This is a genomic window from Niastella sp. sgz303648, assembly GCF_059587045.1.
In genome coordinates, this window is sequence record NZ_JCAPSW010000002.1 from 207,357 (window position 1) to 220,407 (window position 13,051).

The window sequence follows — 13,051 nt, forward strand, 5'->3', positions numbered from 1 at the left end:
GTTTTTTTTAATAATCAACCAGTCTTGGGAATTGAGAGAAAGTTGTGATGGACTTATTATACAATCGCTTCGCGAGGAGATTTCTCATCCCGCCTTGCGGGATTCGAAATGACGGTGTTAGGCACAATGAAACTTAATTTATTGGACAAAAAAACCAGTGTATCGGACAAAAATGTTAAGCAATTTGACAAACAATAAATTTGCTTCACCGTTAGGTTCCTCTTAACTTGCATACAGAATGAATAAAGCTCCGGTTGATTGTCACCGGAAGAAGACGAAAAGGCCATTTGTAATTTACAACTCCACAAAGAAGAAAGGCAATCAAAATTTCAAACAATTAAGCATATAGAATCCGAATGGACATTCCATAGAAATGGAGTGAACGGGTAGGATTTGGCTGTGGTGATACAGTACGAAATTTCTCAAAAGGATAAGGTTTAAGCCGGTACGCCGCGCCTTTCCAGGCGCAGCAGATACGGCCACTCCAAGATGGGGCAACCATTTTTCATCAGTTTTGATTTTAGTAGCGATCATTAACTATTAAACCTAGTTTACTATGCAGAATGAAATTGGCCAGGTTAACAGATTGGCGCCGACAACGGCTACAAATGATAGCGTTAACCTGGATAGTGAAACGGCTAATGAACAACCTGCAACTTCTGGTGCCATAAAACGCCTTTCCATCATAATTCCTGCTTATAACGAAGAAAATTCCGTCGCATTGATCCTTGACCGTATAAACGAAGTAAAGCTCATACGAAATATCGAAAAGGAGGTGATCATCGTAAATGACTGTTCTACTGATAAAACAGAAGCGGTTATACAAAGCTATACTTCCAATGTTTCCAATCTTACAATTAGCTATTTCAAATACATAAGACACGAGGTAAACCAGGGAAAGGGTGCGGCCATCCACACAGGTATAGCCCAGGCAACCGGCGATTACCTGTTGGTACAGGATGCTGACCTGGAATATGACCCGGGCGAATACAATACACTTTTAAAACCCATTGTATTGAGCTCGGCAGATGTGGTATATGGCTCAAGATTTATCGGCGGCAATCCACACCGCATTCTTTTCTTCTGGCATTCTATCGGCAACCGCGTGCTTACCTTCCTTAGCAACATGTTCAGCAATCTAAACTTAACTGACATGGAAACTGGATATAAGGTATTCCGTACATCCATTATACAGCGAATCTACTTGCATGAAAAGCGATTTGGATTTGAGCCGGAGGTAACGCAAAAAATAAGCATGGTGCCTGGGATTAGAATATACGAAGTGGGGATAAGCTATTATGGAAGAACATTTGCTGAGGGGAAGAAGATTGGGTGGAAGGATGGTTTTAGAGCAATCTATTGCATTATAAAGTATGGATTGTTCAATAACCAATTGTTTGTTCAAAAGAATAAAAGCGTAGGCTTTCAACAGGTACAGGCATAAACAACAAAACTTTTCTAAATGATAAAGCGCACTACGACCATTGAGGCGATTGTTGTACTCAACATTATCCTGTTTCTATACACTGGTATTTCCAAAATTATGGAATACAGTGAATTTAGAGAACAACTGGAAGATTCGCCGATCCTGGGATTTGCTGCAACTCCCGTAGCTCTGCTATTGCCCTGGATAGAATTTGCTATTGTGGTGATGTTGATTGTTCCCAGGTGGCGATTGAAAGGATTCTACGCTACATTGACGCTGATGATCCTGTTTACCGCTTACATCATAGGGCTTTTCTCTATCAACAAGGAGCTACCTTGCAGTTGCGGAGGGATCATCGCCTTGCTCTCCTGGAAACAGCACCTTGTATTCAATACCGTTTTCATTTTGTTAAATGCGGTAGCCATAAGGCTTCAAAAACGAGAAAAAAAAGAACAAACAAAAGCATGGAATGATGTTAATACATATCTCGCATCTCAAAGGTAAATAATTCCAATTTTTAAAATCGACAATCATTTCATCGGTAAAATATCATTGTTATGAATGAGTCAATTGCAATACCAGCAGAAAGAATGTCCTTTAAAGATTTCCTTTTTAAAGATAAGCGTAATAGAACTATCTTATGGTTCGTAGCAGCCGCCATTATCATACAGTTTGCGATATTCAAATACTTATATCCCTTTGCTAGTTTTATACATGGGGATTCGTTTAAATACCTTCAGGCTGCTGATGACAATGTAACTATCGCTATTCATCCAATCGGTTATTCCAAATTTTTGAGATTAGTAAGCGTTTTTGCTAATCCTGACTTGGTATTGGTCGGACTGCAGTACTTGTTAATTCAGGCAAGTGCATTGTTTTTCCTCTTTACCATTTTTTACTTCTATCGTCCGGGAAAGTTAATGCAATGGATACTGTTATGCTTTATGGTTTTTAATCCCCTATTCCTGCACCTGGGAAATATGGTAAGCAGCGACGGAATATTTCTTTCCCTAAGCCTTACCTGGTTTTCACTGCTGTTGTGGATCATTCACCGCCCATCGAAAAAAATCATCCTTTGGCACGGTTTGGTCATGTTTTTCGCTTTCACTATACGATATAATGCTTTGATTTATCCCTTTATTGCTGCCGTGGCTTTTAGTTTGTCAAGTTTATCATTACGCAATAAAATGGCAGGAATGGTTCTTCCTCTATTGTTATGTGGATGGTTTATTGGGATAACCATGTACCAACATAAAAAACTGACCGGTTATTGGCAATACGCGCCATTTAGTGGCTGGCAAATAGCCAACAATGCCATGTATGCTTACCGTTATGTAGACAGTGCCGATAGAAAGCCCGTACTCCCAAAATATCAGGCATTGGATAATATGATTCGGAAATTTTATGACCGCACCCGAAATTTCTCTATGTATCCTTCAGAACAACAGCAGGCAAGCACTTTCTATATGTGGTCCAAAGGGATGCCCTTAATGGATTATCGCGACAGCCTTTTTAAGGACACTGCTAAAACTACTGATTTTAAAAGATGGGCCAGCATGGGTCCCTTTTATAAAGAATATGGCTCCTATATAATAAAAAAATACCCTCTTTATTTCTTACGCTATTTCGCCTGGCCCAATTCAAAGAAATATTATGCCCCGCCTATCGAGTTTCTTGATTCCTATAACTCCCGCAAGGATGACGTTACAAAACAGGCAACAAAATGGTTTGGCTATAAATCCAGGAAAGTATATACAAGAATGACAAATATCCAAACATGGGTGTTGGATTTTTATCCTATCCTTACTGGTATTGTAAATGTGATTATGCTATTTGGTCTATTGTATTATATATTATTAAATGGCTGGCAATACAATAAAGTTTTTAATAAAATGACTATGATAGCAGCTACCGTTTGGCTATTAAATGCAGGCTTTACCATATTCGCTTCTTCCGCTGCGTTAAGGTTCCAGTCATTTCCGATTGTGCTAACAACAATAACTGCCTTGTTGTTAGTAGATTGGTTCCTGCAACTAATGAGAAGCATGAGTAGTTCTGACAAACAAAAATTAGAACAAGAGGCTTTTGAACAACGGATTCCTGTATCACAAATATGAAGCCTCAACAAATTATTAAGTACTAAAAGATTAATTTATGAAACAAATCATCCTATTTTTTATTATTGCCTGTTTAGCCGGTTGTTTTGGAGCGGAACCTGAGAAAACAGGAAAAGAAGGAAAATCCTTACCTGAATTTAGCATCCTGCTTACCGACAGCACTACGAGGATCCATAGCAGGAACATTCCGGCCAATAAGCCTTTTGCTTTAGTAGTGTTTAGCCCATACTGTCCTTACTGCAAGGCGCAAACGAAAAAAATTATAGAAGAAATGGATATGTTACAAGATATCCACTTTTACTTCATATCGAGTTTTCCACTTTCAACCGTTAAGACGTATATTCAGGAATTTGAGTTGGACAAACAGCCTAACATCACTGTAGGATTAGATAGTGCCAATTTTATCAACGATTATTTCGAAATTGGCGGCCTTCCCTATATCGCCGTATACGGAAAAGACAAAAAATTAAAACAGGCATTTTTGGGTCAAACATATATCAGGCAGCTAAAAAAAGCTGCCGAAGAATAATGTATTGCGCAATACCTGGTCTGCCCTGATCAGGCGGGCTGGAAACCTGCTAATAAAATTACCAAGGCTGGGCCCTGCCGGCATAATTAGCAGGACTTTTACAAGATGCTTAATTTAAGGAACATAAAATAAGCATCTGAGAGCAAACGGGAGTTGCGTAAATGCAACTGCCATGTGGAGTAGCCGAAAACCACTATAATAGAGTAGGCAAATTTGAAAAAATAAAACTTAGCTTTTTGGTTAAAAAGCACTGTTTTTATGAAAAAAGTAAAATTAATGATTCTATCTTTTTGTGTATTATCAGCAGTAGCTGGCGCACTGGCTTTTAAAGCTAGAGGTACATCCAAATTTTGCTACGCGACCCCAGCTACTTCTTCACCCTACTGCAGCAAAAAATGTCCGACTTCTACAGGTATAGGATCGTCAGGATCGACATGGTTTTGTACCACTCCTACTACAGGGAATTCAAGTTCTCCATGTGCAGTTAATGGCGTAGATTTAGATTGTGGCTCTTCTTCTGTACAAACATTAACAACTGAGGGGTAAAAACTGACGAATTATTAAATGGATTTAAATTAATCCACGATTCATTTAATACGATATTGTAGTCATCTGAGCAACTATAGGCACTGTCCTGTGGTTGCTCTTCCATGTTATGGTGCAATCCTTTTGAAATCAGCGAAAGCAAACTAAGGAAAATATTTAAACAGGCTAATAGTACCATGTGGAGAAGCCGAAAACCACTATAAAATAGTAGGCAATTTTGAAATAATAAAATTTAGCTTTAGATTAAAAGCACTTCTTTTATGAAAAAAATAAAAATAATGCTTCTGTCTTTTTGTGTATTAGCAACAGTAGCTGGCGCACTCGCTTTTGAAGCTAAAGGTGTAAGCAGATTTTGCTGGGCCCTCCCAAATTCTTCTTCACCCCACTGTGCTAAAAAATGCCCGAATTATGCCAATACAGGAGATTCAGGATCCACGTGGCTTTGTACCACTCCTTCTACAGGGAACTCAAGTTCTCCATGTGCAGTTAGTGGCGTAGTTTTAGATTGTGGCTCTTCTTCTGTCCAAACAACAACAACTGAGTAGTACAAACTGACGAATTATTAAATGGATTGTAAAAGTGAGTAGGAAGGTAGCGATTAGTTCGCTACCTGTCCCCTCCAGCCACCGTACATACGGTACATAAAAGGCGGCACATCAGAATAATACAGTCGTACAGTGGGAAGGGTGCTTAACTCTCTCTGAGAGATAAGTAAGGGTTGTTCAACGCTCTTTGTAGTATAGGACTATGACTTATCCCCCAATACCCGTTTGCGTGAGTTTCAACACCCTTGCCTCAGTCTAACGGTAAACACCCGACATTCCCCGTCTTGGTGAATAAAAAAAAATGCTCTTTGACATACTGTAAAAACTACTGTTGGTTTTTCTTCCAGTTGTGTGGTAGTAGTTCGTGGATTTTATTGATAGGATGATTATTGATTCGTGAGATGGCATCATTAAGCCACTCCCTGGGATCAACTCCGTTCATCTTGCAGGTTCCGTCAAGGCTATAGATTTTTGCGATACGCTGTGCACTAAGATGACTTCCTGCAAATAGAAAGTTTTTTCTTCCAACAGCCACAGGGCGTATGCTTCGTTCAACAGGATTGTTGTCCGGATTGAGCATTCCGTTCTTTGTGAAGTAGGTAAGCTTGTCCCAACGCTTCAGGCAATAGTTAATTGCTATGCTGATCGCATAAGTAGGTCTTAAAACTTGTTCAGTTGATACTTTAATCATCCATGCGTGTAGTTCATCGAGTATTGGAACCGTCTCACGCTGTCGTACTTTGGTAATCTCATCCCATGATAGTCCTTCGTCTTTACATCGCTCTTCGATCTTGTAAATGCGGTGGAACATTTCAAGTGCAACATCAGCAAGTTCTGGATAAAGCTTTTTTGCTTCGATGAACTTTCTTCGTGCATGAACAAGACAGCAAATAAGTATTAAATGCTGAAGTTTTTTCGCAGCTACCTCATAAGCTCCCCATGCGTCAGTTTGTATAATGCCTTTGAACTTTTCAAGTTTGCCGAGTGCCCACTGCGAACCTCTACCAGGTTGATAATCGAAGAAGACAAGATTTTTTATCGAGCTGTGATAACACCATAGTGTGCCATCATGTATCTTCTTTCTGTTTTTATTTTCTCTGCCACATAAAACAGCTTGTCCTGTTTCATCGACATGGATATAGTCTAAAGAAAGAACTTCTTTCTCAAGTGCATAGAAGATAGGATCGAGTAAATCGATTCCTTTTGCACCCCAATCAACTGTTGTGTTGTAAGGAAGTTTTGCTCCTGCTCTTGTAAAGCGATCTTTTTGACGATAGATAGGAAGATGATCACTGAACTTGTCTGTGAGTATGGTTGCAATAACGCTTGCTCCTGCAACTACTTTCTTTATTGGACGTTCCGGTGGCTCAGCTTGTGCGATGATTGTTTTACCATTTGCATCAACACCTACTTTGTACTTTGGAGTAATGGTAACTTTTACAAAAAGTTTTGCCGGTGTTATCTCAAGTGAGTAGTGAACATCTTCACCGATCTTCTCTGCATCCTTTGGTAATGGAGTTTTCGGTTCATTTGTCTCGTAAACTTTTGGAAGTGCTTCTAAGTAAGAGTAGAGTTCAGGAAGATCACGTTTCTTTTTTTCTGCTGATGCAACAAACGTTACCTGCTTTCCTTCATTCAGTTTGCAATGCTCACCGATTGTATCTGCACTGATGCTAAGTGATAATTGATTTTTATCAGCAGGAACAAACTTCTCACTCTTTGATCCGAACTGCATCGCTGCAAGCTTTGCAACAAAAAGCTGAAGCTTTTCAACTTCAGCTTTGAGTTCTAAGTTCTCTTGCTTTTGCTCTTCGTAAAGTGTTTTGAAGTCGGTATATGAAGCAGTTTGCATCGTCATACTAAAGACGATTTGTGAAGAGTAAAATACTACTTAAAAAAGTAGTTTACTTATTCACATTACACACGCTTTTGTGAGTAACGTTTTCTAAACTTGATGTTGCCAACTGCACCATTGATGATGATCAGTAAAACACTTTCACTGACCAGTGTTGCATTGTTTTTTATCTCAAGCAATGGGCGTTCATATACGCCGCCAACTTCCAATCGTTTTGTATAAATAGCAATGCCGTCATCTTCGCATCTTAATAATACAATGGTATTTTTTCTCTTGTTGATGAATGCGTAGATAAAACCATTGTCAGGATCGCAGAACATTTTATTTCGAATGATGTTAAGCAGTCCATTAAAACGATTGCGGCAATCAACAGGCTGAGAGTACAAAAGGATGTTTTGTTTTTTATCGATACTTAGCATATTACATCAGTGCTTTAATGAGATCAACATCCGGCCTTTCGTAAAAACGAAAGATGACTTTTGAAGGAAGTTCCAATTCAGCATAAACACCTGGAGTGTTAGTAGCACTGAAATCATTTACCAGTTGAATGAACTCGCCTTGCATTTCTTTTTTTGGTGAATGCTTATTACGCCATTGATAAAATGTTGTTTCATGAATCGAATAAATTTCACAGAACTCTTTTACTGTTACATTGCTTTCTTCGAACTCCTTGAGTAGTGCTTTAACTTCTTCATCATTCCTGTGAGGACGTGAAGGCTTGTTTGAATGTTCCATCCAGTTTAAGTTTTTACATTATGTCAAAGAGCGCAAATTATTATTCAATCAAAAATTTTCATCGACGGGACATCTCGGGTATTTACGTCTAACGGTTCCCACTATCAGCGCCTGTAAAGGACTTACTGTAGATACCGGAGCATGGTATCCCCCTAATACGTTTTATGGTACCCCCTCATTTCGGTGATGGTGGTTCTTCGTCAGGCTTGGTGGTCGTGTTAAATAGACATAACTCTTTTATAAAGTAAGAAGAAGTTTGTAATCTCGGGAAACGACTGGAATGCCATATAATGCATTGATGTTTGGAGGATCGGAAATTTTTGAGGTGATTACTGCTGAAAAGGAAGATGGGAAGGTGTTAATTTATGTCAAGAGTAAGCAATCAGGCAGTAATTGTCCGAATTGTAATGAATTAAGTTCCCGTATACACAGTTATTATACAAGAAAGATTATGGATTTGCCGATGGTAGGTAGCCAAACCTGGTTACTTATCAATGCAAGAAAGTTTTATTGCCTTAATGTCAATTGCATCCAAAAAGTATTTGCAGAACGGTTTTCGGAGCATATAGTCGCCCGTAAAACAGTTACAAAACGAGTAAATGAAAAGTTATTAAAAATTGCTTCGTTAATGGGAGGAAATGGAGGTGTTCGAATATGTCAATTAATGAATATACCGACCAGCAGTTCAACCTTAATTAGATTAATACATCAGCAACCCCTTGAACAAAGCTCTGTTCCTAAAGTATTGGGTATTGATGACTGGGCTTTTAAAAAGGGATCTCGATATGGCACAATTATCGTAGATCTTGAAAAAAGAAAGATAATCGATTTGTTACCTGATAGAGAAACTCTTTCAGTTGAGGGATGGCTAAAAGCACATCCAGGTGTTGAAATTGTAAGTCGAGATCGGTATTCTAATTTTGCCAATGGTGTAAAAAATGCATCTCCATCCATTAAGCATGTCGCAGACCGTTGGCACCTGCTTAAAAACCTGGGTGATGCTATGCAAAAAGTATTGGATAGAAATGTTGTCAGTTTAAAAGCCGCCAGACATCGGAAGAGCATTCAAGCGCATAACGAAATTCAACCTCAACCCGTTGTGAGAAAAGAAAATGAAACAACTGAGAATGGAGTGATAGCCAAAAAATTCTATCAAGTGAAGCAAATGTTGTTGGATGGTAATAGTATTAAAAAAATTGCAAGGGATACCGGCGTAACAAGAATTACTATCAGAAAGTGGAAGTCATTTGACTTTCTGCCCCCTAAGAGGTCACCCAAAATGACCAACATGCATCTTTATGATGAAGCAGTAAGGAAAATGTTGGATGAAAATCCAAGGATTGAAACAAAGGAAGTTTTAAAGAAAATTACAGAAATGGGATATAACGGCTCAATAACTATGTGTTATGAAAACGTCAGAAAATTACGAGGAGGAGAAATAAATAATACTGCGAATCAGTTGTCAACAGTATTCTGGGTACCACCTAAAGCCAGCAATCTTTTCTATATTGATAGACGACGCTTATCAAAGGAAGAGAAAATGTTTATTGATACCTTATGCACGGAGAGTAAAGAAATAAAAAGGGCTGCAAAGCTCATACGGCAATTTAAAAATATGCTCAAGAAAAAGACGGCTCAATGTTAAATGCATGGATCAAAAATGCTATATCATCAAACGTCAAAGAAATAAAAGGATTTGCAAAAGGTTTACTTTCTGATTTCGAAGCAATCGAAAATGGCGTAAAATTACCATGGAGTAATGGTCCGGTAGAAGGTCTGGTTAATAAGTTAAAAATAATCAAGCGTCAAATGTACGGCAGGGCGAGTTTTGAGCTTTTAAGAAAAAGATTAGTAAACCACCAAGCCTGACGAAGAACCACCTTCGCCGAAATTTACAGACTTACATCTTCAAGGTATGATCATACCGGGCGCACAATCCGAGCAACTACAGGAATAATCTCTGTGGTTGATCATTTAATTGCCCCTGCAGAAGATATCCGGCTGTAGCAATCTTGGCAACTATAGGCACCCGTCCAATGGTTGCTCTTTTGTTGTCCGCCCATAATATCCGAACAAAAGGGTTAATACCGTCTTTTCATCCATACACATATCTTGAACTATTCATTTAAAATTGTTCTTTCATCCATGTAGCGCCCTCTTCCTGGTAGGTCGGTTCACCCTTTTTCATTTTCTCTATCACATTCCTATAAACTTTCTTTTGATCTTCATTCATTGAGTTCGTTGCAGAAATTGCCTTTTCCTCCCATTGTATCGCCTCGTTTGTTCTTCCGAGTTTATATAATAAACTGGCATAGGTGTCTAAAAAAGCATCATCATTTGGAAATTTGCGTATTACCTTCAACTGCCATTCTGCTGCCTTATTGAGCAATTCTTTATCATTCGAATACAAAAAGGTTTCCCAAGCAGACTGGTTTATGAACATTCGACCACCTTCAAAATTCGTCGGAGGATATTTGTCCAATTGTGCAAAATACACTTTCGACGCTGCCACTATATTTTGGTGTTGTTTATACCATTTGTATCTTGCGGTTAACACATTTCTTTTCGAATAATCATTCTTAAAATGTTTTCTGATCATAGTTTCCAATGTTTTCCAATCAGCTTCTACATAATCGGGCTCGATTTTTCCATCTTTTCTTGTAGCAAGCCATTTAAACATAACCTCACTATTGGCCACCTTCACACCTTCAATTGTCATAGTTTCGCCTTTTTGCATCCGGTAAAAACTATCTACTATCGTTGATTGTATGTTCTTATCAACAATATCTCTTGAATATCCCTTTTTGTTCATCGCTTTGTCGATCTTATCCCCATCTTTAACGAAAAAACCAAGCACTTTAGAACCCGGTTTTAAAATAAATGATGACCACACTTCAACATTTTTGGGCGTATACCTTTCCTTTTCATTCAGGTTGGAAGCATAGTTCAAATGATCTTTGAACAACGTCCTTGCAAAATCACCATCATTTAGTTGAAAAGCGATTCTGACCATATCTGCCACGCGGTCATAATGCTTTATTCCTTGGTTATATTCATTCACAAGTATTTTATATTCGACATATGGATCTTCATATACTTTTCCAGGCGTCAAAGCCAGTTTGGCCATGCTTATAAAATCTTGTACGGGTCTAAAGCCGCCATCTTTATGGACTATTGATCCATTTGGTGAAAAAAAGATGGCCGTAGGATATGAATTAACCATGTATTCTTTTTCGATGAAAGATGCGTCCTTATACCAGCTCTTTACATATGTATCGTCATTTTTGGTTTTGTCCATCTGTACTTTTACAGATATAAAATGCTCATTGAAAAAAGCACCCACAGTATCATTTATAAATACTGTTTTATCCATCATCTTGCATGGTCCGCACCAGGTGGTAAAAGCATCGATGAAAATGTACTTGTTTTCTGCTTTTGCTTTTTGCTTTACCTGCTCCCAGGAAAGGCCGGTGGTCCATTTTATTCCTTTTTCCTCTGTCATGCCAGGTCCGTCCTTCGTCATGATAGACTGCGCCGAAGAATTGTTTTGAGCCAATAATATAAAGGGCAGGCTCCAGATGAGTAAGCTTAAGATTGATTTCTTCATTTTATTTTGCTTTTGTTTATTGAAAATTGAATAAGGAGGGACGCATTTTTTAAGTAGCTCCCGTAGAGTATTTTGCTGAGTGATTTTAAGAGTAAATGAATCATGTAGTGTTTATATCAACTAAATATCTGTGTGTACACATTTAACATCGGATATACAGGTTTAAAAACCGGCTTCGCATTTTTCTTTATGTCTCTTTGCATTTTCCTTTTGTCTTAAACCAGGATTCTCAGGATTAAAAGATTAAAACGGTAAGAAATGATACATAAAGAATTAACCGAAAAAATAATCGGTTGTGCTATGCAGGTACACAAAACATTAGGCAACGGTTTCCAGGAAGCGATTTATCAACGTGCACTGGCAATAGAAATGAATCACGCTGGATTGGGTTTCGCAATGGAAAAGCCGATGGATATCTTCTACAGGGGTCAGAACATTGGCAGCCGTCGTGTTGACTTCTTTGTCGAGAAATTAATCATGGTCGAACTGAAAGCCATCATTCAACTGGAACATGTTCACCTGGCACAGGCACGCAATTACCTTAAAGCTTATAAAATGGAAACTGGCCTTTTAATAAACATCGGTGCAAAGAGTCTCCAATTTAAAAGAGTCTTCAACCAGTCCTGATCCTGTAAATCTCAAATCCTGTAATTCTTTTAATCCTGAAAATCCTGGTTCTGATATTTTCGGATATACATTTCACCCAACTTGTAAAGAACTATTTCGCAATGCCTGCCCACTGTAGAGATGACATCCTGTACAGCACACAGCCCAAAGCAAAGGATGTCATCTCCTTCCTCACCCTCCAAATACCACAGTTTACAATATCACTTTGCTGGCATACTTCGGTATCTTCCATCACGCCAATGCAGATATACTCCCTTGTCTCTGGCGTGCCGTTAGCAAGAGGCTTATGGTCATCGTAAGGTGAATTGGTATCACGGGAGAGGAAGTTCCAGCTTGCCTGTCCCTTCAGCCGGGAATAGATATTAACGCCATCCAGGCCGTTTTTGGAAAACTTCAATCGTACATAACCGGGAAAAGCTTCGCCGGAAAATTTGGGCCTCGCGGTTTCGGGGTCAAAGTCCTTGCTCCCGCCCTTTATGCCCATATCCTCGCCAATGGCATCGGTGTAAGCATTGCTGGTCTTCATTTTGTTATTCGCCTTCCGGATCAATGCGATGTTGCTATCCTTACCGGCATTCTTTGCTTCCACCGCATTTTTGAGGGCGGCCTTTGCCGCTTCCACATTGTTAACAAGGCCGGAAAGCTCAGTGCAGGCCGTACTCAATGCAGTGAGTTCTGCCGGCGCCAGCCCCAGAGTAGGGCCATGCGTTGCCAGTTTAGCCTGGTAATTACCAAGCCAGAGCACAAGAGAGGGTTCATCTTTAGGAAGATAATCTGCCATAAAGGATTGATTTTGATGGTTATTAATGGTATTTGCATATTTAAGTGCAATTGTCATTAGGTTACGATTAAGGGACTGGAAGAGCCATACCGTGGTTTTCACCGGGCTTACCTTGTTTCCCCGGTTCGGGGTTTAAGCCCTGAGCCACCTGCTTTTTGCCGGAACAGATTCGGCCTTGAGGAAGGGCCACCATTCCCTGATTCCGGTCTGCAAAGCGCAAGTAGGAAGGAATGAGGTCATAGTCCCAAACCGGCAGGCCGGGACATAGTTTCACGAGCCTGCC

The 13,051-nt window shown here is 39.3% G+C and carries 13 protein-coding genes; 8 read left to right on the plus strand and 5 right to left on the minus strand.

Annotation, left to right across the window (positions count from 1 at the left end; all coding sequences use genetic code 11):
• Positions 1–556: 556 nt before the first annotated feature.
• From AC59IL_RS05535 to AC59IL_RS05555, 5 genes are all read left to right on the plus strand, one after another.
• Complete coding sequence (locus AC59IL_RS05535) at positions 557–1,444, plus strand: glycosyltransferase family 2 protein (protein ID WP_496551097.1); 888 nt, start codon at positions 557–559, stop codon at positions 1,442–1,444.
• An 18-nt stretch (positions 1,445–1,462) separates the two neighbouring features.
• Positions 1,463–1,930 carry a MauE/DoxX family redox-associated membrane protein gene (locus tag AC59IL_RS05540; protein WP_496551098.1) on the plus strand — a complete coding sequence of 156 codons (468 nt, stop codon included), beginning with the start codon at positions 1,463–1,465 and terminating at the stop codon, positions 1,928–1,930.
• A gap of 53 nt (positions 1,931–1,983) precedes the next feature.
• A complete protein-coding gene (locus AC59IL_RS05545) occupies positions 1,984–3,543 on the plus strand; it encodes a hypothetical protein (protein WP_496551099.1) in 1,560 nt (519 codons plus the stop codon).
• Between the two features lie 37 nt (positions 3,544–3,580).
• The gene (locus tag AC59IL_RS05550) at positions 3,581–4,072 is read left to right on the plus strand and encodes a TlpA family protein disulfide reductase (protein ID WP_496551100.1); all 492 of its coding nucleotides are present in this window, start codon (positions 3,581–3,583) and stop codon (positions 4,070–4,072) included.
• A 258-nt stretch (positions 4,073–4,330) separates the two neighbouring features.
• Positions 4,331–4,618, plus strand: coding sequence for a hypothetical protein (locus AC59IL_RS05555; RefSeq protein WP_496551101.1), 288 nt, complete (start codon positions 4,331–4,333; stop codon positions 4,616–4,618).
• Positions 4,619–5,488: 870 nt separating this feature from the next.
• On the opposite strand, the gene tnpC is transcribed toward AC59IL_RS05555, so the two are convergent.
• From tnpC to tnpA, 3 genes are read right to left on the minus strand one after another with little or no spacing between them, the layout of a single operon-like run.
• Positions 5,489–7,021, minus strand: a complete 1,533-nt coding sequence (gene tnpC, locus AC59IL_RS05560) for an IS66 family transposase (protein WP_496551102.1) — start codon at positions 7,019–7,021, stop codon at positions 5,489–5,491.
• A 59-nt stretch (positions 7,022–7,080) separates the two neighbouring features.
• Positions 7,081–7,437 carry an IS66 family insertion sequence element accessory protein TnpB gene (gene tnpB, locus AC59IL_RS05565; RefSeq protein ID WP_496551103.1) on the minus strand — a complete coding sequence of 119 codons (357 nt, stop codon included), beginning with the start codon at positions 7,435–7,437 and terminating at the stop codon, positions 7,081–7,083.
• 1 nt (position 7,438) lies between these two features.
• A complete protein-coding gene (gene tnpA / locus AC59IL_RS05570; RefSeq protein WP_496551104.1) occupies positions 7,439–7,753 on the minus strand; it encodes an IS66 family insertion sequence element accessory protein TnpA in 315 nt (104 codons plus the stop codon).
• Between the two features lie 280 nt (positions 7,754–8,033).
• Here tnpA and AC59IL_RS05575 point away from each other — a divergent pair, with 280 nt between their 5' ends.
• On the plus strand, positions 8,034–9,398 hold the full coding sequence (locus AC59IL_RS05575; RefSeq protein ID WP_496551105.1) for an ISL3 family transposase: 1,365 nt from the start codon (positions 8,034–8,036) through the stop codon (positions 9,396–9,398).
• On the plus strand, positions 9,392–9,622 hold the full coding sequence (locus tag AC59IL_RS05580) for a transposase (protein ID WP_496551106.1): 231 nt from the start codon (positions 9,392–9,394) through the stop codon (positions 9,620–9,622). Before AC59IL_RS05575 ends, AC59IL_RS05580 begins: the two co-directional genes overlap by 7 nt.
• 256 nt (positions 9,623–9,878) lie before the next feature.
• On the opposite strand, the gene AC59IL_RS05585 is transcribed toward AC59IL_RS05580, so the two are convergent.
• Positions 9,879–11,360 carry a thioredoxin family protein gene (locus AC59IL_RS05585; RefSeq protein ID WP_496551107.1) on the minus strand — a complete coding sequence of 494 codons (1,482 nt, stop codon included), beginning with the start codon at positions 11,358–11,360 and terminating at the stop codon, positions 9,879–9,881.
• A gap of 258 nt (positions 11,361–11,618) precedes the next feature.
• Here AC59IL_RS05585 and AC59IL_RS05590 point away from each other — a divergent pair, with 258 nt between their 5' ends.
• Positions 11,619–11,987 carry a GxxExxY protein gene (locus AC59IL_RS05590; RefSeq protein WP_496551108.1) on the plus strand — a complete coding sequence of 123 codons (369 nt, stop codon included), beginning with the start codon at positions 11,619–11,621 and terminating at the stop codon, positions 11,985–11,987.
• A 91-nt stretch (positions 11,988–12,078) separates the two neighbouring features.
• Here the strand turns inward: AC59IL_RS05590 and AC59IL_RS05595 are convergent, their stop codons facing one another.
• The gene (locus tag AC59IL_RS05595) at positions 12,079–12,768 is read right to left on the minus strand and encodes a hypothetical protein (protein ID WP_496551109.1); all 690 of its coding nucleotides are present in this window, start codon (positions 12,766–12,768) and stop codon (positions 12,079–12,081) included.
• Positions 12,769–13,051 lie beyond the last annotated feature (283 nt).